The sequence below is a fragment of the Blastochloris viridis genome (assembly GCF_001402875.1).
GTDB classification, from domain to species: domain Bacteria; phylum Pseudomonadota; class Alphaproteobacteria; order Rhizobiales; family Xanthobacteraceae; genus Blastochloris; species Blastochloris viridis.
The window spans coordinates 1,482,750-1,507,675 of sequence record NZ_CP012946.1; the positions used below are offsets into that span (position 1 = coordinate 1,482,750).

Genomic DNA, 24,926 nt, shown 5'->3' on the forward strand with positions numbered 1-24,926 from the left:
GAAACTTGCTGAAGCTACCTCAACTATAAAATGTGGCAACAGCCTCGCTCAACGAATGCTCCAATAGATGCGGGTGCGACAGCTTGCCGCTGCGGTTCCGGGTTCCCGCCAATTTGCAGATATCAGCGGGCGCGCCGCGCAGAGAGGCGCGTTGCAGCAGCTTCTGGCGGATCAGCCGGAATTCGGCTGGACGGTGAAGCCTACCGCGCCAGCATCGCCGATCGCACCGCCGGTTGCTCGAACAACGCCGAGGCCTGGGCGTGGATCGCCGCCGGCTCGGCGATCGGCTGCGACGGGCGGTCGAACACCACCTGCGCCGGCCGCGGTGACAGCACCAAAATGCGGTCGGCCAACCGGACCGCCTCGGTGATGTCATGGGTGACGAACAGCACCGCGCTGCCGCGGCGGTCGACGGTCTCACGCACCAGGTCCTGCAGGTCGCGGCGAAGCCCGATGTCGAGCGCGGCGAACGGCTCGTCCATCAGCACCAGGTCGGGCTCGATGGCGAAGGCGCGGGCGATGGCGACGCGGCTCTGCATGCCGCCGGAGAGTTGCGCCGGTCGCTTGTCGAGGTCGGCTGCGGTGAAGCCGAACGCCGTCAGGAGCGCGTCGGCGCGGGCACGGCGCTCCCGGCGCGGCACGCCGCGCGCGGCGAGGCCGAACGCGGCGTTGTCGCGCGCGCTCGCCCACGGCAGCAGGCGCGGCTCCTGGAACACCATCGCGGTGCGGCGGAAGCGGATGTCCACCCGGCCGGCGTCGGGCCGGATCAGGCCGGCGGCGAGCCTGAGCGCGGTGGTTTTGCCGCAGCCCGAGCGGCCGAGCAGCGCAACCAATTTGCCCGGCGCGATGACGAGGTCGAGCCGGTTGAACACCGGCCCGTCGCTGAAGCCGAGGCGGACATCGGCAAAGGTCAGCATCACGCCCCCCGCGTCCGGCGCCGGATCGGCGCCAGCAAGGTGGCGTCGCACGCGAGCATCAGCATCACCGCCAACACCACCCAGGCCAAGGTCTCGGCGAGGTCGAGATGGGCGCGGGCGGTGGCGATTTCGCCGCCGATGCCGGTGCCGCCGCCCAGCACCTCCGCCATCACCGCCACCTTCCAGGCGAACGCGAGCGCGGTGGCGAGCGCCGGCAGCAGATGATCGAGCAATTGCGGCACGATCAGCGCCCGGAGCTTAAGCAAAGGGGGTGCGCCGAAGGCGCGCGCCATCTCGCCGAGCGCGGGGCTGCGGGCCTGGATGCCCTGGAAGGCGCCGGCGAACACGATCGGCAGTACCGTGACCAAAACGGTGAAGCCGGCGCTGAGGCCGGTCGGCCCGAACCACAACAGCGCCAGCACCACCCAGGCGATCGGCGGCACTCCCAGCACCACCGTGGTCACCGGCCGCAACGCGGCGCCGAGCGGCGGGACGAGGCCGCCGGCGACGCCGAGGCTGGCGCCGAGCAGCGCGCCGGCGAGCCAGCCGCCGAGCGCGTCGGCGGCGGTCACGCGCAGCGCCGGCCACGCAGCGCCGGACGCGATGAGCCGAAGCAGGGTGTCGAACGTTTCGGACGGTGCCGGCAACACCAGCGGCCCCAGCGCGCGGTGGCCGGCATCCCACGCCAGCACCAGGGCGGCGAGCCCGGCGGCACCTGAGGCGAGGCGGAGGAGGGGGGTCATGCCGAAGTTCTCGCGGCAAGGCTTGCGGTGTCATGGTCCCTGGGTCCCCTTCCCTCGCACGGCTTCGCCGCGCTCGCCGGGGACGACCGCGGTGCGGATGCGGCGCTCTCCGGCGCATCACGGCCTCGACGGGTCGTCCCCGGCGACCGCCGGAGGCGGTCGGGAAGGGGACCCAGGGACCACGACGCTCCAGGATGACGCGCAATGGCGCCGCGGCCCGAAGGAAGGTGCCTTGCCCGCTGCGTCACAGGTCGAGATAGAAGTCGTCGGGCGGCAGCTTGCCGCCGAGGGACTCGGGCGAAAGGTCGAGAATGGCGCGGTAGAACGCCTCGAGTTCCGGCCGCAGCTCGGCGGCCGACACCACGTCGAGGTGGAAAAAGTCGAGCGAGCGCTCGAACACCGGGGCGCGGAAACTCATGGTACGTTCGGCGAGCTGCGCCGCCTCCGAGCGGTTGGCCAGCACCCAGTCCTTAGCGGGGGCGAGCCCGGCGCGCAACGCGGCGATGAGTTCGGGCGAATCCTCGATCAGGCTCTGGTGCAGCGCGACGCCGGCCATCGGAATGCGCGGCTTGGCGAAATGCTTGCCCCAAACCTGCTGCAGGCTGATGGCGCGGTGCAGCGTGCGGCCCGCCCGCGCCGCCCTGGCGATCGAGCCGGTGGCCGGCGGCTCCGACAGGATGGCGGTTTCGGCCTGCCCGTCCGCCAGCAGGTGGGCCGCTTCCATCGGCGAGCCGACATAGGTCAGCTGGATGTCGCGATCGGGGTCGAGGCCTTCCTTGCGGGCGAGGATGCGGAAGACCAAGTCCGGCATGTCGTTCTTGAAGAAGCCGACAACCGGCTTGCCGGCAAGGTCGGCGAACGACCGGATCTGGTCGTTGGCGGTGACCACCGAAAGGTGGCCCATGCTGAGGATGGCGAGCAGCTTCATTGGCAGGCCGCGATTAGCGAGATTGGCCGGCACGTGGCTGGGGGTGGTGATCAGGCGCGAGCGGCCGGAGACGAGGCCGGCGCGCAGCTCGTCGGTGTCGCGCCACAGGCGGAAGGTGGCGCCGGGGGCTGCGGCGGCAAGGCCGCCCGACTCGATGAGCCGCACCAGCACGACTGTCGCGCCGTTGGGTGCGCCCAGGACCTCCAGCCCGGCGGCCGGAGCGCCCCAGGCAGGCTGCCCGAAAGCGGTGGCGGTGGCAGTACCGGCGAGTCCGGCGAGGAGGGCGCGTCTGTCGAGCATGATCGAGGTCCGGCTATATCCAATTGAACATAACGACATTCCGAAAAACGGCGGCCGCTGGGGCCGCCGTGGTGGAGGCCGGACGAGCCGGTCTCCGACCTCGATCAGACGCCGATCATCACGTCCGAGGACTTGATCACCGCGAAGGCATCCTTGCCGACGGCGAGGCCGAGTTCGTCGACCGACTCGTTGGTGATGGATGCGGTGACGGTGTTGCCGCCGACGTCGATCTTCACGTGGGCGGTGGTGGCGCCCTTGGTCACCTCGACCACTTTGCCCTTGAGCACGTTGCGCGCGGAAATCTTCATGTCATCCTCCTGGATCGACTGGCGGGGTCGACGGCACGTGGTCAAACTCACCACCGCCGTATCTGCATATGCATAGCGAAATGGCTGCGTCCGGTCGAGGTCGGGCCGGGATGATGCGAGGCTCGAGACGCATGACGATTTCATTCGGTGACGGTGTCCTGGACGCGCTGATCGCCGACGATGTTCCGTATGGCGACCTCACCACCCGGTTGCTCGGCATCGGCGCACAGCCGGGCCGGATGACGTTTTCGGCGCGCGGGCCGATGGTGGCGGCGGCGGTCGAGGACGCGGCGCGGCTGCTCGAGCGCGCCGGCTGTGCGGTGGCGCGCACCGCAAGCTCCGGCGAGTCGCTCGCCGCCGGTGCGCCGATTCTGACCGCCGAGGCGCCGGCCGCCGCCCTGCACCGGGGCTGGAAGATGGCGCAGTTGATGGTCGAGGCCGCCTCCGGCATCGCCACCGCGACGCGGGCCATCGTCGAGGCGGCGCGGGCTGCCGATCCGAATGCCGCGGTGGCCGGCACCCGCAAGGCGATGCCGGGCGCCAAGGCGCTGTCGATGGCGGCCTTGGTCGCGGGCGGGGCGGTGCCGCACCGGCTGGGGCTGTCGGAGACGGTTTTGGTGTTCGCCGAGCACCGGGCGTTCCTCGGCGGCGAGCCGCCGGCCGAAACGGTGGCGCGGCTGAAGCGCGGCGCGCCGGAAAAGAAGATCGTGGTCGAGGTCGGCTCGGTGGCGGAGGGGGTCGATTGGGCGGCGGCCGGGGCCGACGTGATTCAAACCGAGAAGTTCGCGTTCGATGCGGTGGCCGACCTCGCCGCGCGTCTCAAGGCGGCGGAGTTGCCCGCCATCATCGCCGCTGCCGGCGGCATCGCCGCCGCCACCGCCGGCGCCTATGTTGCGGCCGGGGCGCGGGTCATCGTCACCTCGGCGCCGTATGCGGCAAAGCCGCTCGACGTCGCGGTGCGCATTGTGCCGGCGTGAGGCCGCCCGCGAGATCTGTGAGATGAATGAGAGCGTTATCGCGCCCGGCCGACAATCCGAATCATGTGGGGCCGGCCCGATTGGCCGAGAACGTCTCAGCGATCGGTTGCCAAGGGTTTCGGGTCGATCGCTCAGAAACCGAATCAAGACGCGGTCGCAGGCTGCAGCGTTTCAGGGCGGGGCAGGGCAGCCTCGGTACGCCGCCGCACCGCCTGCAGCGTGGCGAACGCGATGGCGCGCGGGCGCTCGTCGATGCCGGTCCAGCGCGCTTTGCGGCCGCGTGGGTCGACCTCCAGTAGCTTGGTGCGGGCAGGGACCAGCAGGCCGTCGCGCACCACGCCGCGCAGCATGCCGTCGAGCGGCGCCGCGACCGGCAAGCCGTCGAGGTGGCCGACGGTGAAGCCGCGGAACACCCGCGTGCCGATCTCGATGGCGGTTCGCCAGCGACCGGCGCGGTCGGAATAGACCAGCCGCTCGCGCCCGAACTCGCCGAGCAGGCTCGGGATGCCGTCGGCGGCGTCGGTGGTGCCGGCATCCACCACCTTGCCGTTGTTGGCAGGGCGGGTCTCGACGGCGACGTCGCAGTTGAAGCCGACGCGAAAGCCGGGGCCAAGCCCAACGGTGACGCCCGCGAGGTGCCTGAGGTCGGGTGTGACGGCGTACTTCTGCATCCGCGCGTCGACCAGCACCGCGATCTGGCCGTGGACGATGAGGTCGGTCAGGCCGAGCCTGGTCACCGCCACCGCGTCGGGCGCCGAGAGGGCATAGACCAGCTCCGGCCAGGTTTCCGCCCGCTGGCCGACCACCCCCTCCAACTGGCACGGATCGTCATAGAGCACGTCGTGGAAGGCCATGCCGCGGCGGATCACCGGCGGGTTCGGGTCGTATGACAGCACGACCGAATAATGCTGGCGATGAAGAAAGACCGCGACCGCGGAGGCGATCTCGTTGGTGCCGAGGATCACGGCGAGCGGGCGGCGATGTCGCAAGGGCATGTCGGGGACTCCCGGGCTGTCCATCAACCCGAAGCAAAGATCACGCCAAGACGGTAAGGAAATTTCAGGTGATATTTCAGCGGGTTGCGGGATGCGCCGGGCGCGGAGCAACATGAAGGCGGGGCATTGCAGGAAATGCTTCGCGCCGGTGTCGTAAACCTTACAGCGTTATATAAATCAAATTCCGAACGATGTCGCGCTGCGGTCCGATGTCGGCCCGAATGTCGGTTTTGTCGTAATAACGGTGTGATTCCTCATACTGGTCATCCGGCATACTGGTCATCCGGCCGAATTGGCCGGCGACCGAATGTTGCTCGCAGAAAATCCCTTTGCGATCAGGGGTATCCGCTGAGGGTGTTCCCTTGGATCTCAATGCGACCCAAGGGAACAGAAGGCGATAACGTCAGTGGCGGGTCGGTGCGGTTTCCGGCAGGCGGTCGCGGTTCAGACGCAGCACCGACAGGTTCAGCAGGAACGCGAAGGTGACCCAGCCGAGGTAGATCACCAGCAGCCAGGTGGCGAGGGTGCTGACCTCGGCGAAGGCGAAGATGGTGGCCACCAGCGTCAGCCACATCGCGGCCGAGTCGATCAGGGCGTAATCGATTCGGTGCATGCCGAAGAACAGCGGCGACCACACCGCATTGGTAATGACGTGCAGGACGTAGAGCGCCAGTGGGACGAACAGCGCCGCCGGCAGCGGGTTGGCCGCGGAGCCGCCGCCTTCACGCCACGCCACCCACCCGGCGACGGCGAGCAGGGTGTAGAACAGCATCCAGGCCGGGGCGAACGCCCAGTTCGGCGGAATCCACCACGGTTTGTCGATGCTGCGGTACCACTCGTCAGGGCCGTATTTGGCGCCGGTGGAGGCAGCGGTGAGGCAGATCACGGCGAAGACGCCGAGGGCGATCAGCGATTCGTATTCCATCATGACGTTGCGGATCCCGAGTCCTTTAGAGTTCACAAGGGGCTGTGAGGGGGCATGCGAGTGGTCCGACCCTGACATCTGCATTCGCGGCCGTCAGGAAAAGGGGCGCGACAAATTATTGGTCTGTGGATGAAATGTCTCTGACACTGGGGTACCGGCGGATCCGGGTGCCGCCAGCCACCTAAGGGCACGGCTGCCGTTCTACGGTCAGTGCGTTTACGAAGGGCGAACGTCGGCGGATCGCCGGGAAGATGTCGAAACGTCCGAGCTTGAGGTGTTTTTCCGGCGGTTTGCGGCGGCTTCGGGGGCTGGACAAGGGCAAAGACGTCGTATAGGTGATGCCTTATTCCGAGGAACGACGGAGGATGCGTCATGGCCCAACGGTGGCCGCTCTTCCTGTCGCCCGGAGGAGTGTAGCTCAACTGGCTAGAGCACCGGTCTCCAAAACCGGGGGTTGGGGGTTCGAGTCCCTCCACTCCTGCCAGCCTCGGCCCGGATCGTTCGGGTCGGCGTGGCAGTTATCGAGACTCGCCGGCTCCCGGCATCGACCCGGCCCCGTGGCCGGCAATTCAGGTCGCGGCCGGCAGGCGCCGGTACGGCCGAAGACGAATCGGTCCCGGCCGAAGCCCTGGACGGCGCTGCACGAGACAACGCACAGAATACGGCCCAAGCCCGGCGAAACACCGAACGTCAAGCGGACATCGTTCAAGCGGACATCATGGCGAAGACCAATCCCCTCGAATTCTTGCAGCAGGTCCGGTCGGAGGTTGGAAAGGTCACTTGGCCGACCCGCCGGGAGACCGGCATCACCACCGTGATGGTGTTGGTCATGGCCGTGGCGTCGGCCATCTTCTTCATGCTGGTCGACTGGCTCATCCGCGTCGGCCTGTCGCTTCTGCTCTCACTGGGCTCCTGAGGTCAGGCATGGCGACTCCCCGCTGGTACATCGTCCACGCCTATTCGAACTTCGAAAAGAAGGTCGCCGAGTCGATTCGCGAGCAGGCTCATACCCGCGGTCTCGACGATCTGTTCGAGGAAATCCTGGTGCCGACCGAGAAGGTGGTCGAGATGCGCCGGGGCCGAAAGGTCGATTCGGAGCGCAAGTTCTTTCCCGGTTACGTGTTGGTGAAGTGCAGCCTCACCGACGAGGCGTATCATCTGATCAAGAATACGCCGAAGGTGACCGGTTTCCTCGGGGCGGACAAAAAGCCGATCCCGATTTCCGATGCCGAGGCCGAGCGCATCCTGCATCAGATGCAGGAGGGCGTGGAGCGGCCGAAGGCGACGGTGAGTTTCGAGGTCGGCGAGCAGGTCCGCGTTGCGGACGGCCCGTTCGCCTCGTTCAATGGCTTCGTCGAAGAAGTCGACGATGCCAGGTCTCGGCTGAAGGTGGCGGTCTCGATCTTCGGGCGCCCCACCCCGGTCGAACTCGAGTTCGGGCAGGTCGAAAAGCTCTGATCGCGTTTTCCGCGGCGGCAATTGGTCCGCGCCGGGAGATGCGATTACGGCGTTCCGAGACGGGGTTAAGCCTCGTCCGGGTCGGTCGGCTCGAAGTGGGAGGAGAGGGCGCTCGCCAGGTGTCCGAACCGAACCACGAAACCCTGACCAGGCCGGCGTCGCCGGCCACGGGAGTGGAAGATGGCAAAAAAGATTGTCGGTTACATCAAGCTGCAGGTGGCGGCCGGGTCCGCGACCCCGCAGCCGCCGATCGGCCCCGCGCTTGGCCAGCGCGGTCTTAATATCATGGAGTTCTGCAAGGCGTTCAACGCCAAGACGGCGCAGATGACCAAGGGCACGCCCATTCCGGTCGTCATCACCGCCTACCAGGACCGCTCCTTCACCTTCGAGATGAAGCAGCCGCCGGTGTCCTACTTCCTGAAGCAGGCCGCCGGTCTTCAATCCGGCTCCAAGACGCCGGGACGTGGCGCCAAGGCCGGGCAGGTCACCGCCGAGCAGGTTCGCGAGATCGCCCAGAAGAAGATGGCCGACCTCAACTGCGACTCCGTCGAGTCGGCGGCGCGCATGATCGAAGGTTCCGCCCGCTCGATGGGCCTTGAGGTGGTGGGGTGAGGCCATGAGCAACGTTGGCAAGCGTATCCGGGCCGCCCGCGAGGGCATCGACCCCACGAAGCTCTACCCGCTGGCGGAAGCGGTGGACCTGATCAAGTCGCGGGCCAAGGCCAAGTTCGACGAGACGATCGAGATCGCGCTCAATCTGGGCGTCGATCCCCGTCACGCCGACCAGATGGTCCGCGGCGTCTGCAATCTGCCGAACGGTTCGGGCCGCACCGTGCGCGTCGCGGTGTTCGCGCGCGGCGCCAGGGCCGACGAGGCCAAAGCCGCTGGCGCTGACATCGTCGGCGCCGAGGACCTGCTGGAAATCGTGCAGGGCGGTACCATCGAGTTTGATCGCTGCATTGCGACGCCGGACCTGATGCCGCTGGTCGGACGCCTCGGCAAGGTGCTCGGGCCGCGCGGCCTGATGCCGAACCCGAAGGTCGGCACCGTGACGATGGACGTCGGCGGCGCGGTGAAGGCGGCCAAGGGCGGCGCGGTGGAGTTCCGCGTCGAGAAGGCCGGCATCATCCATGGCGGCATCGGCAAGGCGTCGTTCGCGACCGACAAGCTGGTCGAGAATATCCGCGCCTTCACCGACGCGGTGGTCAAGGCCAAGCCGACCGGCGCCAAGGGTACCTATCTTCAGCGTATCGCCATTTCCTCGACCATGGGGCCGGGGGTGAAGGTGGAGCCGTCCACAGTCATTGGCGTCGAAAAGGCAGTTTAGGGGCTGACAAACTGCATCAAGAGCGCTTATGTGAGAGTTTGGCTCCGGCTTCGGCCGGAGTCATGTCAGATCCGCGACGGGGACCCCCCGGCGCGGTGGGGCCGGCGGGCTTGCCCGTCCGGCCTCGTCCTGTCCGAGACTGCGGGTGCCAGTAATGGCCTAATCCCGGCTTAGGGGCCTGCACAGACGGGGATCAACCGGTTCCGGGTCAGCCCGGGTATCGGTTCGAACCAGCACCTCGGCCCGCTCGCGCGGCGCCCGGGGGGACAGGGCAACCCGAGCGCCGTTCTTCAAGGGTGGGAATGTCCCGCCTTTGGGGCGGCAGGTGCAACCGGCGGACAATCCTGATTGTTCCGCCAACGGAGACGAAGCGTGGATCGCGCGGAAAAGAAGGTCGTCGTCGAGTCGCTCAACGAGCTTTTCAAAGCTTCGAGCGTCGTCGTCGTCGCCCATTATTCCGGCCTCACGGTCGCCCAGCTTCAGACTCTGCGCAAGCAGATGAAGAAGGTCGGCGCCAGCGTGAAGGTCGCGAAAAACCGCCTCGCGAAGATCGCGCTCGACGGCACGGATGCTAGCGCCATCGCGCCCCTGCTCAAGGGGCCGACCCTGATCGCCTATTCGGACGATCCGGTGGCCGCACCCAAGGCCGCCATCGAGTTTGCCAAGGCCAACGACAAGTTCGTGATCCTTGGCGGCGCGATGGGCAAGACGGCTCTCAGTGTCGACGGAGTGAAGGCGCTTGCCTCGCTGCCGTCGCTTGACGAACTGCGTGCGAGGCTGGTCGGCGTGCTCAGCGCGCCCGCCACCAAGTTCGCTCAGCTGTCGAAAGAGCCGTCGGCCAAGATGGCCCGCCTGCTCAAGGCCTATGCCGAAAAGCGCGAAGCCGCGTGAGGCTTCCAATACTCCGGTTCGAACTGATAAGGACCAATCTAAATGGCTGATCTGCAGAAGATTTATGACGAGCTCTCCGGCCTGACCGTGCTGGAAATGGCCGAGCTGACCAAGCTGCTCGAAGAAGGCTGGGGCGTGTCCGCGGCGGCTGCGGTTGCGGTTGCGGCGCCGGCTGCCGGCCCCGCCGCGGCGCCGGTCGAGGAGAAGACCGAGTTCGACGTGATCCTTGCCGCCGCTGGCGACAAGAAGATCGAGGTCATCAAGGAAGTGCGCGCCATCACCGGTCTTGGCCTGAAGGAGGCCAAGGATCTGGTCGAGGGCGCGCCGAAGCCGGTCAAGGAAGGCGTGTCCAAGGACGAGGCCGAGAAGCTCAAGGCGCAGCTCGAGAAGGTTGGCGCCAAGGTCGAGCTTAAGTGAGTTCGCTCACCGTGCGGTCCGGGGTTTTACCCCGGGCCGCAACCTGTGGTTCGGATCTGCGTTCGTGATACGTTGAAACCCGGTCACGCGTTCGGGCCGGTCGAATTCTGGAGCCGGTGATGTGCCGGTTCTTCCCGTCAGGTCGGGTTCGACGGGTAAGTGCTTAAGGCCCCGACAAAACGGGGACGGCGGACCGAGGGTCGCCGCCGGCGACGTTCCCTCTCGACGGGAACATCGACCCTCCAGCCGGCGGCTGCCGGCGAGCAATGAGGACACGATGGCTCAGACGTTCAGCGGTCGCAAGCGTATTCGCAGGTTCTTCGGCGGCATCCGTGAAGTCGCGGAGATGCCCAACCTCATCGAGGTGCAGAAGGCCTCCTACGACCAGTTCCTGCTGGTCCAGGAACCGAAGGGCGGCCGGCCCGATGAAGGATTGCAGGCGGTTTTCAAGTCGGTGTTCCCGATCTCCGACTTTTCGCAGACCGCGATGCTGGAGTTCGTGCGCTACGACTTCGAGCCGCCGAAGTACGACGTCGACGAGTGCCGCCAACGCGGCATGACGTTCGCTGCGCCGCTCAAGGTGACGCTCCGCCTCATCGTGTTTGATGTCGACGCTGAAACCGGCGCCAAGTCGGTCAAGGACATCAAGGAGCAGGACGTCTACACCGGCGACATTCCGCTGATGACGTCGAACGGCACCTTCATCGTCAATGGCACCGAGCGCGTCATCGTTTCGCAGATGCATCGCTCGCCGGGCGTGTTCTTTGACCACGACAAGGGCAAGAGCCATTCCTCGGGCAAGCTGCTGTTCGCGGCGCGCATCATTCCCTATCGCGGCTCCTGGCTCGACATCGAGTTCGACGCCAAGGACATCGTCTACGCGCGCATCGACCGCCGCCGCAAGATTCCGGTGACGAGCCTGCTGTTCGCGCTCGGTCTCAATGCCGAAACCATCCTCAACACCTTCTATCGCCAGATCCAGTACAAGCGCGACAAGGACGGCTGGCGTGTGCCGTTCGATCCCGCGCGGTTCAAGGGTTTCAAGGCCGCCGCCGACCTCATCGACGCCGATACCGGCGAGGTGGTGATCGAGGCCGGCAAGAAGCTGAACGCGCGCCAGGCGCGCCAACTGATCGAGAAGGGCCTGAAGGCGCTGCGCGCCACCAACGGCGATCTGGTCGGGCAGTATCTCGCCGAGGATATGGTGAGCCCGACGAGCGGCGAGATCTACGCCGAAGCTGGCGAGGAGCTCTCCGAAAAGAGCCTCAAGGTGCTGCTCGATGCTGGCTACGACGCGCTGCCGATCCTCGACATCGACCACGTCAACACCGGCGCCTACATCCGCAACACGTTGACGATCGACAAGAATTCGGCCCGCGAAGAAGCGCTGTTCGACATCTACCGCGTGATGCGTCCGGGCGAGCCGCCGACGCTGGATACTGCGGAGGCGATGTTCCATTCGCTGTTCTTCGATCCCGAGCGCTACGACCTGTCCGCGGTCGGCCGCGTCAAGATGAACATGCGCCTCGATCTCGACGCCGAGGACACCTTCCGCGTGCTGCGCCGGGAGGACATCCTGGCAGTGGTCAAGACGCTGGTCGAGCTGCGCGACGGCAAGGGCGAGATCGACGACATCGACCATCTCGGCAACCGGCGTGTCCGTTCGGTCGGCGAGCTGATGGAGAACCAATATCGCGTCGGCCTGCTGCGTATGGAGCGTGCCATCAAGGAGCGCATGTCGAGCGTCGACATCGACACCGTGATGCCGCAGGACCTGATCAACGCCAAGCCGGTGGCGGCGGCGGTGCGCGAGTTCTTCGGCTCCTCGCAGCTCTCGCAGTTCATGGACCAGACCAACCCGCTGTCGGAGATCACCCACAAGCGCCGTCTGTCGGCGCTCGGTCCGGGCGGTCTGACCCGCGAGCGCGCCGGCTTCGAAGTGCGCGACGTCCACACCACGCACTATGGCCGCATCTGCCCGATCGAGACGCCCGAAGGCCCGAACATCGGCCTGATCAACTCGCTCGCCACCTTCGCGCGCGTCAACAAATACGGCTTCATCGAGACGCCGTATCGCCGCGTCAAGGACGGCCACGTCACGGAGGACGTGATCTACCTCTCCGCCATGGAGGAGGGGAAGTACTACGTCGCGCAGGCCAACATCCCGCTCGACAAGGATGGCCGCTTCGTCGAAGACCTCGTGGTGTGCCGCCACGGCGGCGACGTGCTGATGGTGTCGCCCGACAAGGTCGACTTCATGGACGTGTCGCCCAAGCAGCTGGTGTCGGTCGCCGCGGCGCTGATCCCGTTCCTTGAGAACGACGACGCCAACCGCGCGCTGATGGGCTCGAACATGCAGCGTCAGGCGGTGCCGCTGGTGCGCGCCGAGGCGCCGCTGGTCGGTACCGGCATGGAGGCGGTGGTCGCCCGCGACTCCGGCGCCGCCATTCCCGCGCGTCGCACCGGCGTCGTTGATCAGGTCGACGCCACCCGTATCGTCATCCGCGCCACCGAAGAGACCGACCCGACCAAGCCCGGCGTCGATATCTACCGCCTGCAGAAGTTCCAGCGCTCCAACCAGAACACCTGCATCAACCAGCGCCCGCTGGTTCGTGTCGGTGACGCGGTGAAGAAGGGCGACGTCATCGCCGACGGGCCGTCGACCGAACTTGGCGAACTGGCGCTCGGCCGCAACTGCCTCGTCGCGTTCATGCCGTGGAACGGCTACAACTTCGAGGACTCGATCCTGCTGTCCGAGCGGATCGTGAAGGATGACGTGTTCACCTCGATCCACCTCGAAGAATTCGAGGTGATGGCCCGCGACACCAAGCTCGGGCCCGAGGAAATCACCCGCGACATCCCGAACGTCTCCGAAGAAGCGCTGAAGAACCTCGACGAGGCCGGCATCGTCTATATCGGCGCCGACGTCCACGCCGGCGACATTCTGGTCGGCAAGATCACGCCGAAGGGCGAAAGCCCGATGACGCCGGAAGAGAAGCTGCTGCGCGCCATCTTCGGCGAGAAGGCTGCCGACGTTCGCGACACCTCGCTCCGCGTGCCGCCCGGCGTGCAGGGCACGGTGGTCGAGGTCCGCGTGTTCAACCGCCACGGCGTCGACAAGGACGAGCGTGCGCTGGCGATCGAACGGGAGGAGATCGAACGCCTCGCCAAGGACCGCGACGACGAGCTCGCGATCCTCGACCGCAACGTCTACACCCGCCTGGCCGACATTCTCGACGGCAAGGCCGCGGTGGCGGGGCCGAAGGGCTTCAAGAAGGACACCGTGCTGACGCGCGAAATCTTCACCGATTTCCCGCGGGTGCAGTGGTGGCAGTTCGCGTTCGCCGACGACCAGCTGATGAGCGAGTTGGAGGCGATGCGCAAGCAGTACGACGACTCCAAGAAGCGTCTCGAACAGCGCTTCCTGGACAAGGTCGAGAAGCTGCAGCGCGGCGACGAGTTGCCGCCCGGCGTCATGAAGATGGTCAAGGTCTTCGTGGCGGTGAAGCGCAAGATCCAGCCGGGCGACAAGATGGCCGGCCGCCACGGCAACAAGGGCGTGGTGTCCAAGATCGTGCCGGCGGAGGATATGCCGTTCCTTGCCGACGGCACCCCGGTCGACATGGTGCTGAACCCGCTCGGCGTGCCGAGCCGCATGAATGTCGGCCAGATCCTGGAAACCCACCTCGGCTGGGCCTGCGCGGGCCTCGGCCGGCAGATCGGCCAGGCGGTCGATGCCTATCTGGCGCAGAACGAGATCGAGAAGCTCAAGGCGACGATCAAGGACGTCTACGCGCCGAACGATCCCGCCATCGCGACGCTGGACGACCAGGGCTTCATCGAGCTTGGCCAGGGCCTGCGCAGCGGCGTGCCGATCGCCACGCCGGTGTTCGACGGCGCGCACGAGAACGACATCGAGCGGATGTTGGAACTCGCCGGCCTCGACAAGTCCGGGCAGAGCGATCTGTTCGACGGCCGTACCGGCGAGCAGTTCGACCGTAAGGTCACGGTCGGCTACATCTACATGCTGAAGCTGCACCACCTGGTCGACGACAAGATCCACGCCCGTTCGATCGGCCCGTACTCGCTGGTCACCCAGCAGCCGCTGGGCGGCAAGGCGCAGTTCGGCGGTCAGCGCTTCGGCGAAATGGAAGTGTGGGCGCTCGAAGCCTATGGCGCGGCCTACACGCTGCAGGAAATGCTGACGGTGAAGTCGGACGACGTCGCCGGCCGCACCAAGGTGTACGAGGCGATCGTCCGTGGCGACGACACCTTCGAGGCCGGCATTCCGGAAAGCTTCAACGTGCTGGTCAAGGAGATGCGCTCGCTTGGCCTCAACGTCGAGCTGCAGTCGAGCAAGAACTACAACGCTGCCGGATTCGAGCAGTTGCCGCCGGCAGCGGAATGAGGCGCGTGACGCGGGGCGGCTGGGCCGCCCCGTTCCGACCCGAATGAGTGGAATTCGGCCGACGGTCCAGGCAAAGGCGGTGCCTCGGATGACCGGCGCAAGGAGACGGTGATGAACCAAGAGGTCTTGAACCTGTTCGGCCCGCAGACGCCGGCGCCGACTTTCGACCAAATTCGGATTTCGATCGCCAGCCCTGAGAAGATTCTGTCCTGGTCTTATGGCGAGATCAAAAAGCCGGAGACAATCAACTACCGGACCTTCAAGCCCGAGCGCGACGGCCTGTTCTGCGCGCGCATCTTCGGGCCGATCAAGGACTACGAGTGCTTGTGCGGCAAGTACAAGCGCATGAAATACAAGGGCATCATCTGCGAAAAGTGCGGCGTCGAGGTGACGCTGTCGCGGGTGCGGCGCGAGCGCATGGGCCACATCGAGCTTGCAGCTCCGGTGGCGCACATCTGGTTCCTGAAGTCGCTGCCGAGCCGCATCGGCATGCTGATGGACATGACGCTCAAGGATCTCGAGCGCATCCTGTACTTCGAGTACTATGTCGTCATCGAGCCGGGCATCACCACCCTGAAGGAGCGTCAGCTCCTGTCGGAGGAGGACTACCTGCGCGCCCAGGAGGAGTTCGGCGAGGACTCCTTCACAGCCATGATCGGCGCAGAAGCCATCCGCGAGATGCTGAAGGCGCTCGACCTGGAGAAGCTGACGGTCGATATCCGCCAGGAGATCCAGGAGACCACCTCCGAACTGAAGCCGAAGAAGCTCGCCAAGCGGCTGAAGCTGATCGAGTCGTTCATTGAGTCCGGCAACAAGCCGGAATGGATGATCCTCACCGTGGTGCCGGTGATCCCGCCGGATCTCCGGCCGCTGGTGCCGCTCGACGGCGGTCGCTTCGCGACCTCCGACCTCAACGACCTCTACCGCCGCGTCATCAACCGCAACAACCGCTTGAAGCGGCTGATCGAGCTGAAGGCGCCGGACATCATCATCCGCAACGAGAAGCGGATGTTGCAGGAGGCGGTCGACGCGCTGTTCGACAACGGCCGCCGCGGCCGCGTCATCACCGGCGCCAACAAGCGGCCGCTGAAGTCGCTCAGCGACATGCTGAAGGGCAAGCAGGGCCGCTTCCGCCAGAACCTGCTCGGCAAGCGCGTCGACTATTCCGGCCGTTCGGTGATCGTGGTCGGTCCCGAGCTGAAGCTGCACCAATGCGGCCTGCCGAAGAAGATGGCGCTCGAGCTGTTCAAGCCGTTCATCTATTCGCGGCTCGACGCCAAGGGTCTGTCGGCGACCGTCAAGCAGGCCAAGAAGATGGTCGAGAAGGAGCGGCCCGAAGTCTGGGATATCCTGGACGAGGTGATCCGCGAGCACCCGGTGCTGCTCAACCGCGCGCCGACGCTGCACCGTCTCGGCATTCAGGCATTTGAGCCGACGCTGATCGAAGGCAAGGCGATCCAGCTTCACCCGCTGGTGTGCTCGGCCTTCAACGCCGACTTCGACGGCGACCAGATGGCGGTGCACGTGCCGCTGTCGCTGGAAGCCCAGCTCGAAGCCCGCGTGCTGATGATGTCGACCAACAACATCCTGCACCCGGCCAACGGCTCGCCGATCATCGTGCCGAGCCAGGACATCGTGCTCGGACTCTATTATCTGAGCCTGATGCGTGACAACGAGCCCGGGCAGGGCATGGCGTTCGCCAACATCGGCGAGATCGAGCACGCGCTCGCCGCCAAGGCGGTGACATTGCACGCCAAGGTGAAGGGCCGTGTGCCCTTCATCGACGAGAACGGCGTCGAAAGCACCCGGATCGTCGAAACCACGCCCGGACGCATGCTGCTCGGCGCGCTGCTGCCGAAGAGCGCGAAGACTCCGTTCGACGTCGTCAACAAGTTGATGACGAAGAAGGAGATTTCAGGCGCCATCGATACGGTCTACCGCCACTGCGGCCAGAAGGAGACGGTGATCTTCTGCGACCGCATCATGGCGCTTGGCTTCTACCATGCATTCCGCGCCGGCATTTCGTTCGGCAAGGACGACATGGTGGTGCCGGCCAAGAAGTGGTCGATCGTCGAGGAATCCCGCGCGGCGGTCAAAGAGTACGAGCAGCAGTACAATGACGGCCTGATCACTCAGGGCGAGAAATACAACAAGGTGGTCGACGCCTGGGCCAAGTGCACCGACCGCATCGCCGAAGAGATGATGCGGGAGATCCAGTCGGCGAAGTTCGACGAGCTGACCGGGCGCGAGGCGCAGATCAACTCGATCTACATGATGGCCCATTCCGGCGCCCGTGGTTCGCCGGCGCAGATGAAGCAGCTTGCCGGCATGCGCGGCCTGATGGCGAAGCCGTCGGGCGAGATCATCGAGAGCCCGATCATCTCCAACTTCAAGGAGGGGCTCTCCGTGCTCGAGTACTTCAACTCGACGCATGGCGCTCGTAAGGGGCTCGCCGATACCGCGCTCAAGACCGCCAACTCGGGGTATCTCACCCGCCGTCTGGTCGACGTGGCGCAGGACTGCATCATCAACGAGGTCGACTGCGGCACCAACAACGGCATCAAGGTGCGGGCGATCATCGACGCCGGACAGGTGGTGGCGTCGCTGGCCAGCCGCGTGCTCGGCCGCACCACGGCCGACGACGTGGTTGACGCGGCGACCGGCGAGGTGATCATCCCGCGCGGCACGCTGATCGAGGAGCCGGAGGTCGAGAAGCTGATCGCGGCCAACGTCCAGGAGGTCAAGATCCGCTCGGTTCTGACCTGCGAGGCCAAGACCGGCGTGTGCGGCACCTGCTACGGTCGCGACCTTGCGCGCGGCACGCCCGTCAACATGGGCGAGGCGGTGGGCGTCATCGCGGCCCAGTCGATCGGCGAGCCGGGCACCCAGCTCACCATGCGCACGTTCCACATCGGCGGCGCGGCGCAGATCAACGAGCAGTCCTTCATCGAGTCGAACTTCGATGGCACGGTGAAGTTCCGCAACAAAGCCGTGGCGCGGAACTCCGAGGGCGAGCTGATCACCACCGGCCGCAACGTGTCGATCGTCATCGTCGACACCGACGGCACGGAGCGGGCGGTGCACCGCATCCAGTATGGCGCGCGCCTGAAGGTCGACGAGGACCAGAAGATCAAGCGCGGCAGCCGTATCGCGGAGTGGGACCCCTATACTCGGCCTGTGCTCACCGAGGCCGACGGCACGGTGGCGTTCGAGGATCTGGTCGAAGGCCAGTCGATGGCGGAGACGCTCGACGAGTCGACCGGTATCGCCAAGCGCCTGGTCGCCGACTGGCGCGGTGGCAACCGCGGCTCCGAGCTGCGGCCGGCCATCGTGGTCAAGGGCAAGGACGGCAAGATCGCCAAGCTGCCGCGCGGCAGCGACGCCCGCTACACCCTGATTCCGGACTCGATCATCGCGGTCGATCCGGGCGCCAAGGTGCAGGCCGGCGACGTGCTGGCCCGCGTGCCGCTCGAAAGCGCCAAGACCCGCGACATCACAGGCGGTCTGCCGCGCGTCGCCGAGCTGTTTGAAGCGCGTCGGCCGAAGGACGCGGCGATCATCGCCGAGATCTCCGGCACGATCCGCTTCGGCCGCGACTACAAGAACAAGCGTCGGCTCTCCATCGAGCCGAACGATCCCGAGCTCGATCCGATCGAGTACCTGATCCCGAAGGGCAAGCACATCCACCTTCAGGACGGCGACATCGTCGAGCAGGGCGACTTCATCGTCGACGGCAACCCGGCGCCGCACGACATCCTGGCGATCAAGGGCGTCGAGGAACTCGCGGCCTATCTGGTCAACGAGATCCAGGAGGTCTACCGGCTGCAGGGCGTGAGCATCAACGACAAGCACATCGAGGTGATCGTTCGCCAGATGCTGCAAAAGGTCGAGATCGACGACGCCGGCGAGACCGATCTGATCCAGGGCGAGCAGGTCGACATCGTCGAGCTGGAGGAAGAGAACGCCAAGGCAGCCAACGAGGGCAAGAAGCCGGCAACCGGGCGCCCGGTTCTGCTCGGCATCACCAAGGCCTCGCTGCAGACCCGCTCGTTCATCTCCGCGGCCTCGTTCCAGGAGACCACGCGCGTGCTCACCGAGGCGGCGGTCGCCGGCAAGGTCGACGACCTCTACGGCCTGAAGGAGAACGTCATCGTCGGCCGGCTGATCCCGGCCGGTACCGGCGCGGTGATGACCCGCCTGCGCGAGGTCGCCATCCGCCGCGACGATCTGATCCAGACCGAGCGCGAGAAGGAAGCGTCGGCGGTGCGGGCCGAGCCGCCGGCAAGCCTGCCGGTGGCGGAGTAAGCCGGCTGGGGCGGATCGCGTCGCCGAGCCGCATAGGCCGCGGCCGTTCCGACCGACAGCGCTGACAAGACTGGAACGGCCGCCCTCGGGCGGCCGTTCGCGTTTCGGACGCTGGCCGAGCCAAGGCGTGCCGGCGCCGCTACCGCCGACCGTCCCGGCCCCGCCAGGACCTGGCCGAGGTCGACTTGGCCGGGGCGACTTGGCCGCAGCCGCGAGAGTGCTTACGCTTCCGTCACGGCGAGACGCTGCGGGTTGGTGGGCACGCTGTGGAGGGCTGGGCGATGGTGCGGCTGATGTTGGGGCTGGTCGTCACTGGGATGGTGGCGGCGCTGTCCGGGGCAGGGGCGATGGCCGCGGAGGGCGTCCGCAAGGCGTCGCTGCCGGGTACGGCGATGACTGCGACGGAAATCCAGACTTTTGCGGTCGGCGTCCGGCTGGAGTCGGTGGCGCCGGACGGCGCGCGCGCCATCGTCACCCACAGGGCGGACGGTACCAGCGTCTACGAGCTGGTTCGCGGCGATAAGAAGACGCGAATCAATGGAATCTGGACCGTTCGCGGAAATCAGTTCTGCCGTCGGTTCGATCGGCCGAAGGAGAACGAGATTTGCCTGGATTATCGCCGCGTCAACGACTCGACGGTCGCGGTCTATAACGTCAGGAAGCTGATCGCCCGTCAGCACCGGCTGCAGTGAAAGCACCTGCTTCGAATCGGAACGTTGCGTCTGCGCCGGGATTTTCTTCGAATCATCTGCGCATTTCGAATCATCCGGCACGAGGGTTAGCGGCGCCGATCAGCATTGGCGGGGGTCATTGTGACCGGCGAGGCCGCGATTCCCCCTCCGTGCGGGCTTTGGTCGCAACGGTGACGATTCCGTCTCAGGAAAGAATCGTTTCCAAATGCAGCGGTGAGTTGGCGCAAAATTAACCGTTTCGCGGGAAATTCCGGCCGGTTTGGCGCGGTGAAGGCACCCAAAGGCGGCTTAAGGCGAGGCGGGCATAGCTGCCGTGCACCTGGGGCGTGAGTAAATACCACCTGAAATGGCGGCGGAATGCATCGATCGTCCGACCGGGATGGTTTCCAAGCGTTTTCAGGCTTGACGCCTCGCAGCACAGCTTCTAGAAACGCCGGACTTTCGACAGGCGGTCGGTTCCGCCCGATCCGCGCGCCTAGCGTGGACGCAGGGATCCGAGACGCTGTCGCAGTAGCCGGCGAAAGCTGAAACCAGGCGCAAGCCCCAGGTTGCATGAACGCAGTGGAATTTCTGCTGCGGTCCTCTTTTGCAGCGAAACGCTCTCCGCCAAATGGCGGGCGGCGTTTACGGCGTTTGGGCTGTTCGAACATGGGCGGCCGTTTCGCGATTGCGGGTATGACACCCGCCGTCGCGGGTGAGTTCGGTCGAGAGACGAAACAAAAGGGTCCGAAGGCGAACCATGCCGACGATCAACCAGCTGATCCGCAAGCCCCGCGTGGCGAGCGTCTATCGCGAAAAGGCCCGCCATCTGGAGGGCAGCCCGCAGAAACGCGGGGTCTGCACGCGCGTCTACACGACCACGCCGAAGAAGCCGAATTCGGCCCTCCGCAAGGTCGCGAAGGTTCGCCTCACCAACCACTTCGAGGTGATCGGGTATATCCCGGGCGAAGGTCATAACCTCCAAGAGCACTCGGTGGTGATGATCCGTGGCGGCCGCGTGAAGGACTTGCCGGGCGTGCGCTACCACATCCTGCGCGGTGTGCTCGACACCCAGGGCGTCAAGAATCGCAAGCAGCGCCGTTCGAAGTACGGCGCCAAGCGGCCGAAGTAAGGGAGCCAACGATGTCCCGTCGTCATCGTGCCGAGCGCCGCGAAGTCCTTCCCGATCCTAAGTTCGGGAATGTCGTCGTTTCGCGCTTCATGAATTCGATCATGAAGCAGGGCAAGAAGTCGGTTGCCGAGCAGATCGTCTATGGCGCCTTCGATGTGATCGAAGGACGCGCCAAGGCGAACGCGCTCGGCGTGTTTCAGCAGGCGCTCGAAAACGTGATGCCTGCGATCGAAGTGCGGTCGCGGCGCGTCGGCGGTGCCACCTATCAGGTGCCGGTCGAGGTTCGGCCGGAGCGTCGCCAGACTCTGGCGTTCCGCTGGATCATCGGCGCTTCGCGCAACCGCAACGAAAAGACAATGATCGACCGCTTGTCGGCCGAGTTGCTCGATGCTTCCAACAATCGCGGCAACGCGGTTAAGAAGCGCGAAGACACCCACAAGATGGCGGAAGCGAACCGCGCCTTCTCTCACTATCGTTGGTGACGCTGGTCGCGCGCGCCCGTCGAGGACATTCTCATGCCCCGTAGCCATCCGATCGAGGACTACCGCAATTTCGGCATCATGGCCCACATTGATGCCGGGAAGACGACGACCACGGAGCGGATCCTCTATTACTCCGGGAAGAGCCATAAGATCGGCGAGGTGCACGACGGCGCCGCGACGATGGATTGGATGGAGCAGGAGCAAGAGCGCGGCATCACCATCACGTCCGCCGCGACGACCTGCTTCTGGAATGGCAAGCGTCTGAACATCATCGACACGCCAGGTCACGTCGACTTCACCATCGAGGTCGAGCGGTCGTTGCGCGTGCTCGATGGTGCGGTGTGCGTTCTCGACGGCAACCAGGGCGTCGAGCCGCAGACCGAGACGGTGTGGCGCCAGGCCGACAAGTACAACGTGCCGCGCGTCGTGTTCGTCAACAAGATGGACAAGATCGGCGCTGACTTCTTCAAGTGCGTCGACGACATCGTGACACGCGTCGCCGGCAAGCCGGTGTGCCTGCAGCTGCCGATCGGCTCGGAAAGCAATTTCCGCGGCGTGATCGACCTCATCCGCATGCGCGCCATCATTTGGGACGACGAGGCGCTCGGCGCGAAGTATCGCGAGGACGACATTCCGGCCGATCTCGCCGACAAGGCGGCCGAATATCGTACCAAGCTGATCGAGGCTGCGGTCGATCTCGACGACGAGGTGATGAGCGCCTACCTCGAGGGCGTCGAGCCCGACGAGGCGACGTTGAAGCGTCTGGTGCGCAAAGCCGTGGTCACCCGGACGTTCAACCCGGTGCTGTGCGGCTCGGCGTTCAAGAACAAGGGCGTGCAGCCGCTGCTCGATGCGGTGGTCGATTTTCTGCCGTCGCCGCTCGATCGCGGTGCCATCGGCGGTACCGACCCGCGCAACGAGGAAGAGGTTGTCCGCAATCCGTCCGACGACGAGCCGACCTCCGTGCTCGCGTTCAAGATCATGGACGACCCGTTCGTCGGCACCATCACCTTCTGCCGCATCTACTCGGGCAAGCTCGAGAGCGGCATGCAGCTTCTCAACTCGATCAAGGAGAAGCGCGAGCGTGTTGGCCGCATGCTGCTGATGCATGCGAACTCGCGCGAGGACATCAAGGAAGCCTTTGCTGGCGACATCGTCGCGCTGGCCGGCCTGAAGGACGCTCGCACCGGCGACACGCTGTGCGATCCTCTGAAGCCGGTGATCCTGGAGAAGATGGAGTTCCCCGATCCGGTCATCGAGATCGCGATCGAGCCGAAGTCCAAGGCCGACCAGGAAAAGCTCGGCGTAGCGCTGCAGAAGCTGGCAGCGGAGGATCCGTCCTTCCGCGTGTCGACCGATCAGGAGTCCGGCCAGACCATCCTCAAGGGGATGGGCGAGCTGCACCTCGACATCAAGGTCGACATTCTGCGCCGCACCTACAAGGTCGACGCGAATATCGGTGCGCCGCAGGTGGCATATCGCGAGCGGATCACGCGGGCGACCACGATCGACTACACGCATAAGAAGCAGACCGGCGGCACTGGGCAGTTCGCCCGCGTCAAGCTGGTGTGCGAGCCGAACGAGCCGGGCAAGGGCTTCGAGTTCGAATCGAAGGTCGTTGGTGGCTCGGTTCCGAAGGAATACCTGCCGGGCGTCGAAAAGGGCCTGCAGTCCGTGCTTGGATCCGGCGTCGTCGCCGGCTTCCCGGTGGTGGACCTCAAGGTCCAGCTGGTTGATGGCGCCTATCACGAGGTCGATTCCTCGGCGTTGGCGTTCGAAATCGCCTCACGCGCAGCATTGCGCGAGGGGCTTCAGAAGGGGGTCTCGGTTCTGCTCGAGCCGATCATGAAGGTCGAGGTGGTGACGCCGGAGGATTACACCGGCTCCGTCATCGGCGACCTGAATTCACGGCGCGGCCAGATTCAAGGCCAGGACATGCGCGGCAACGCGGTCGTCATCAATGCGATGGTGCCGCTCGCCAACATGTTCGGGTACGTCAACACCTTGCGCTCGATGAGCCAGGGCCGTGCGACGTTCACCATGCAATTCGATCACTACGAACAAGTACCCTCGAACGTGGCCCAGGAAGTCCAGGCCAAGTTTGCTTAAGACCCAGCCGGATGGACCGTACGACAGGCTGACATCGACGGAGATTACGAGCGATGGCGAAGGAAAAATTTCAGCGGAATAAGCCGCACTGCAATATCGGCACCATCGGTCACGTCGACCATGGCAAGACCTCTCTGACCGCTGCGATCACGAAGGTGCTCGCCGAGACGGGTGGCGCGAGCTTTACTGCCTACGACCAGATCGACAAGGCGCCGGAAGAGAAGGCGCGCGGCATCACGATCTCGACCGCTCACGTCGAGTATCAGACCGCCAAGCGCCACTACGCGCACGTCGACTGCCCCGGGCACGCCGACTATGTGAAGAACATGATCACCGGCGCGGCGCAGATGGACGGCGCTATCTTGGTGGTCTCCGCCGCTGACGGCCCGATGCCGCAGACCCGCGAGCACATCCTGCTCGCCCGTCAGGTCGGCGTGCCGGCGCTGGTGGTGTTCATGAACAAGGTCGACATGGTCGACGACCCCGAGCTGCTCGACCTCGTCGAGCTCGAGGTTCGCGAACTTTTGTCGAAGTACGACTTCCCCGGCGACGACATTCCGATCGTCAAGGGCTCGGCGCTGATGGCGCTTGAAGACAAGAGCCCGGAGATCGGCCATGAGGCGATCCTGAAGCTGATGGAGGCGGTCGACGCCTACATTCCGCAGCCGGAGCGTCCCAAGGATCAGCCGTTCCTGATGCCGGTGGAAGACGTGTTCTCGATCTCCGGCCGCGGCACCGTGGTGACCGGTCGTATCGAGCGCGGCGTTGTCAAGGTGGGCGAGGAAGTCGAGATCGTCGGCATCCGTCCGACCACCAAGACGACGGTTACCGGCGTCGAGATGTTCCGCAAGCTGCTCGATCAGGGCGAGGCTGGCGACAACGTCGGTTGCCTGCTGCGTGGCACCAAGCGCGAGGACGTCGAGCGCGGCCAGGTGCTGTGCAAGCCGGGCTCCGTGAAGCCGCACACCAAGTTCAAGGCTGAGGCGTACATCCTCACCAAGGAGGAAGGCGGTCGTCACACGCCGTTCTTCACGAACTATCGTCCGCAGTTCTATTTCCGTACGACCGACGTGACCGGTGTCGTCCATCTGCCGGAAGGCACTGAGATGGTGATGCCTGGCGACAACGTCTCGATGGAAGTCCACCTGATCGTGCCGATCGCGATGGAAGAGAAGCTCCGCTTCGCCATTCGCGAAGGTGGCCGCACGGTTGGCGCCGGCGTCGTTGCCAGCATCATCGAGTAAGTGTCACGCAGCGCGGCGCGTCACGCTTTGCGTGGCGCGCCGTCTGCACCGGTCTCGCGAACGAAAGCAAGAACGATGAACGGTCAGAACATTCGGATCCGCCTGAAGGCGTTCGATCACCGAATTCTCGACGCCTCGACGCGCGAGATCGTCAACACGGCGAAGCGGACGGGCGCGCAGGTGCGGGGTCCGATCCCGCTGCCGACGCGGATCGAGAAGTTCACCGTGAACCGCTCGCCGCACATCGACAAGAAGAGCCGCGAGCAATTTGAGATCCGTACCCACAAGCGTGTCCTCGACATCGTCGATCCGACACCGCAGACGGTCGATGCGCTTATGAAGCTCGACCTTGCGGCCGGCGTCGATGTCGAGATCAAGCTCTGAGGCGA

General features: G+C 65.5%; 21 protein-coding genes and 1 tRNA gene. 16 read left to right on the forward strand and 6 right to left on the reverse strand.

What is annotated here, in order from left to right; translation table 11 throughout:
* Positions 1-200: 200 nt before the first annotated feature.
* From BVIR_RS06570 to BVIR_RS06585, 4 genes are all read right to left on the reverse strand, one after another.
* On the reverse strand, positions 201-917 hold the full coding sequence (locus tag BVIR_RS06570) for an ABC transporter ATP-binding protein (protein WP_055036973.1): 717 nt from the start codon (positions 915-917) through the stop codon (positions 201-203).
* A complete protein-coding gene (locus tag BVIR_RS06575) occupies positions 917-1,660 on the reverse strand; it encodes an ABC transporter permease (RefSeq protein ID WP_055036974.1) in 744 nt (247 codons plus the stop codon). Before BVIR_RS06575 ends, BVIR_RS06570 begins: the two co-directional genes overlap by 1 nt.
* A 244-nt stretch (positions 1,661-1,904) precedes the next feature.
* Positions 1,905-2,888 carry an ABC transporter substrate-binding protein gene (locus BVIR_RS06580; RefSeq protein WP_055036975.1) on the reverse strand — a complete coding sequence of 328 codons (984 nt, stop codon included), beginning with the start codon at positions 2,886-2,888 and terminating at the stop codon, positions 1,905-1,907.
* A 104-nt stretch (positions 2,889-2,992) separates the two neighbouring features.
* Positions 2,993-3,196 carry a TOBE domain-containing protein gene (locus BVIR_RS06585; protein ID WP_055036976.1) on the reverse strand — a complete coding sequence of 68 codons (204 nt, stop codon included), beginning with the start codon at positions 3,194-3,196 and terminating at the stop codon, positions 2,993-2,995.
* A 131-nt stretch (positions 3,197-3,327) separates the two neighbouring features.
* Here BVIR_RS06585 and modD point away from each other — a divergent pair, with 131 nt between their 5' ends.
* The gene (gene modD, locus BVIR_RS06590) at positions 3,328-4,173 is read left to right on the forward strand and encodes a ModD protein (RefSeq protein ID WP_055036977.1); all 846 of its coding nucleotides are present in this window, start codon (positions 3,328-3,330) and stop codon (positions 4,171-4,173) included.
* Positions 4,174-4,316: 143 nt separating this feature from the next.
* On the opposite strand, the gene BVIR_RS06595 is transcribed toward modD, so the two are convergent.
* Together BVIR_RS06595 and BVIR_RS06600 are read right to left on the reverse strand one after the other, a co-directional pair.
* On the reverse strand, positions 4,317-5,168 hold the full coding sequence (locus BVIR_RS06595) for a xanthine dehydrogenase (RefSeq protein WP_055036978.1): 852 nt from the start codon (positions 5,166-5,168) through the stop codon (positions 4,317-4,319).
* A 403-nt stretch (positions 5,169-5,571) separates the two neighbouring features.
* Positions 5,572-6,096 carry a TspO/MBR family protein gene (locus BVIR_RS06600; RefSeq protein ID WP_236823730.1) on the reverse strand — a complete coding sequence of 175 codons (525 nt, stop codon included), beginning with the start codon at positions 6,094-6,096 and terminating at the stop codon, positions 5,572-5,574.
* A 404-nt stretch (positions 6,097-6,500) separates the two neighbouring features.
* On the opposite strand from BVIR_RS06600, the gene BVIR_RS06605 reads away from it, so the two are divergent.
* From BVIR_RS06605 to rpsJ, 15 genes are all read left to right on the forward strand, one after another.
* Positions 6,501-6,577: transfer RNA gene (locus BVIR_RS06605), tRNA-Trp, on the forward strand.
* 234 nt (positions 6,578-6,811) lie between these two features.
* Positions 6,812-7,009 (forward strand): preprotein translocase subunit SecE, encoded by a 198-nt coding sequence (secE, locus tag BVIR_RS06610; RefSeq protein ID WP_055036980.1) that lies wholly within the window; start codon positions 6,812-6,814, stop codon positions 7,007-7,009.
* Positions 7,010-7,017: 8 nt separating this feature from the next.
* Entirely contained in the window at positions 7,018-7,551 is a 534-nt protein-coding gene (gene nusG, locus BVIR_RS06615) for a transcription termination/antitermination protein NusG (protein ID WP_055036981.1), read from the forward strand.
* 180 nt (positions 7,552-7,731) lie between these two features.
* Positions 7,732-8,163, forward strand: a complete 432-nt coding sequence (gene rplK, locus BVIR_RS06620; protein ID WP_055036982.1) for a 50S ribosomal protein L11 — start codon at positions 7,732-7,734, stop codon at positions 8,161-8,163.
* 4 nt (positions 8,164-8,167) lie between these two features.
* Positions 8,168-8,878 carry a 50S ribosomal protein L1 gene (gene rplA / locus BVIR_RS06625; protein WP_055036983.1) on the forward strand — a complete coding sequence of 237 codons (711 nt, stop codon included), beginning with the start codon at positions 8,168-8,170 and terminating at the stop codon, positions 8,876-8,878.
* Positions 8,879-9,250: 372 nt separating this feature from the next.
* A complete protein-coding gene (gene rplJ, locus BVIR_RS06630; protein ID WP_055036984.1) occupies positions 9,251-9,769 on the forward strand; it encodes a 50S ribosomal protein L10 in 519 nt (172 codons plus the stop codon).
* A gap of 42 nt (positions 9,770-9,811) precedes the next feature.
* The gene (gene rplL, locus BVIR_RS06635) at positions 9,812-10,186 is read left to right on the forward strand and encodes a 50S ribosomal protein L7/L12 (RefSeq protein ID WP_055036985.1); all 375 of its coding nucleotides are present in this window, start codon (positions 9,812-9,814) and stop codon (positions 10,184-10,186) included.
* A 277-nt stretch (positions 10,187-10,463) separates the two neighbouring features.
* Entirely contained in the window at positions 10,464-14,594 is a 4,131-nt protein-coding gene (gene rpoB / locus BVIR_RS06640) for a DNA-directed RNA polymerase subunit beta (RefSeq protein WP_055036986.1), read from the forward strand.
* Positions 14,595-14,705: 111 nt separating this feature from the next.
* Positions 14,706-18,899 carry a DNA-directed RNA polymerase subunit beta' gene (gene rpoC, locus BVIR_RS06645; RefSeq protein ID WP_055036987.1) on the forward strand — a complete coding sequence of 1,398 codons (4,194 nt, stop codon included), beginning with the start codon at positions 14,706-14,708 and terminating at the stop codon, positions 18,897-18,899.
* Positions 18,900-19,180: 281 nt separating this feature from the next.
* Positions 19,181-19,591, forward strand: a complete 411-nt coding sequence (locus BVIR_RS06650) for a hypothetical protein (protein ID WP_055036988.1) — start codon at positions 19,181-19,183, stop codon at positions 19,589-19,591.
* Positions 19,592-20,330: 739 nt separating this feature from the next.
* On the forward strand, positions 20,331-20,702 hold the full coding sequence (gene rpsL, locus BVIR_RS06655; protein WP_055036989.1) for a 30S ribosomal protein S12: 372 nt from the start codon (positions 20,331-20,333) through the stop codon (positions 20,700-20,702).
* A gap of 11 nt (positions 20,703-20,713) precedes the next feature.
* Positions 20,714-21,184, forward strand: a complete 471-nt coding sequence (gene rpsG / locus BVIR_RS06660; protein WP_055036990.1) for a 30S ribosomal protein S7 — start codon at positions 20,714-20,716, stop codon at positions 21,182-21,184.
* A 33-nt stretch (positions 21,185-21,217) separates the two neighbouring features.
* On the forward strand, positions 21,218-23,293 hold the full coding sequence (fusA, locus tag BVIR_RS06665; RefSeq protein ID WP_055036991.1) for an elongation factor G: 2,076 nt from the start codon (positions 21,218-21,220) through the stop codon (positions 23,291-23,293).
* A 53-nt stretch (positions 23,294-23,346) separates the two neighbouring features.
* Positions 23,347-24,537, forward strand: a complete 1,191-nt coding sequence (tuf, locus tag BVIR_RS06670) for an elongation factor Tu (RefSeq protein ID WP_055036992.1) — start codon at positions 23,347-23,349, stop codon at positions 24,535-24,537.
* 75 nt (positions 24,538-24,612) lie between these two features.
* The gene (gene rpsJ, locus BVIR_RS06675; protein ID WP_055036993.1) at positions 24,613-24,921 is read left to right on the forward strand and encodes a 30S ribosomal protein S10; all 309 of its coding nucleotides are present in this window, start codon (positions 24,613-24,615) and stop codon (positions 24,919-24,921) included.
* Positions 24,922-24,926: the final 5 nt, after the last annotated feature.

Excerpts from the sequence above, each read along its gene's own strand:
- BVIR_RS06570 (WP_055036973.1), bottom strand. The coding sequence starts at position 917 with ATGCTGACCTTTGCCGATGTCCGCCTCGGCTTCAGCGACGGGCCGGTG.
- BVIR_RS06575 (WP_055036974.1), bottom strand. The coding sequence starts at position 1,660 with ATGACCCCCCTCCTCCGCCTCGCCTCAGGTGCCGCCGGGCTCGCCGCC.
- BVIR_RS06580 (WP_055036975.1), bottom strand. The coding sequence starts at position 2,888 with ATGCTCGACAGACGCGCCCTCCTCGCCGGACTCGCCGGTACTGCCACC.
- BVIR_RS06585 (WP_055036976.1), bottom strand. The coding sequence starts at position 3,196 with ATGAAGATTTCCGCGCGCAACGTGCTCAAGGGCAAAGTGGTCGAGGTG.
- modD (WP_055036977.1), top strand. The coding sequence starts at position 3,328 with ATGACGATTTCATTCGGTGACGGTGTCCTGGACGCGCTGATCGCCGAC.
- BVIR_RS06595 (WP_055036978.1), bottom strand. The coding sequence starts at position 5,168 with ATGCCCTTGCGACATCGCCGCCCGCTCGCCGTGATCCTCGGCACCAAC.
- BVIR_RS06600 (WP_236823730.1), bottom strand. The coding sequence starts at position 6,096 with ATGATGGAATACGAATCGCTGATCGCCCTCGGCGTCTTCGCCGTGATC.
- secE (WP_055036980.1), top strand. The coding sequence starts at position 6,812 with ATGGCGAAGACCAATCCCCTCGAATTCTTGCAGCAGGTCCGGTCGGAG.
- nusG (WP_055036981.1), top strand. The coding sequence starts at position 7,018 with ATGGCGACTCCCCGCTGGTACATCGTCCACGCCTATTCGAACTTCGAA.
- rplK (WP_055036982.1), top strand. The coding sequence starts at position 7,732 with ATGGCAAAAAAGATTGTCGGTTACATCAAGCTGCAGGTGGCGGCCGGG.
- rplA (WP_055036983.1), top strand. The coding sequence starts at position 8,168 with ATGAGCAACGTTGGCAAGCGTATCCGGGCCGCCCGCGAGGGCATCGAC.
- rplL (WP_055036985.1), top strand. The coding sequence starts at position 9,812 with ATGGCTGATCTGCAGAAGATTTATGACGAGCTCTCCGGCCTGACCGTG.
- rpoB (WP_055036986.1), top strand. The coding sequence starts at position 10,464 with ATGGCTCAGACGTTCAGCGGTCGCAAGCGTATTCGCAGGTTCTTCGGC.
- rpoC (WP_055036987.1), top strand. The coding sequence starts at position 14,706 with ATGAACCAAGAGGTCTTGAACCTGTTCGGCCCGCAGACGCCGGCGCCG.
- BVIR_RS06650 (WP_055036988.1), top strand. The coding sequence starts at position 19,181 with ATGGTGCGGCTGATGTTGGGGCTGGTCGTCACTGGGATGGTGGCGGCG.
- rpsL (WP_055036989.1), top strand. The coding sequence starts at position 20,331 with ATGCCGACGATCAACCAGCTGATCCGCAAGCCCCGCGTGGCGAGCGTC.
- rpsG (WP_055036990.1), top strand. The coding sequence starts at position 20,714 with ATGTCCCGTCGTCATCGTGCCGAGCGCCGCGAAGTCCTTCCCGATCCT.
- fusA (WP_055036991.1), top strand. The coding sequence starts at position 21,218 with ATGCCCCGTAGCCATCCGATCGAGGACTACCGCAATTTCGGCATCATG.
- tuf (WP_055036992.1), top strand. The coding sequence starts at position 23,347 with ATGGCGAAGGAAAAATTTCAGCGGAATAAGCCGCACTGCAATATCGGC.
- rpsJ (WP_055036993.1), top strand. The coding sequence starts at position 24,613 with ATGAACGGTCAGAACATTCGGATCCGCCTGAAGGCGTTCGATCACCGA.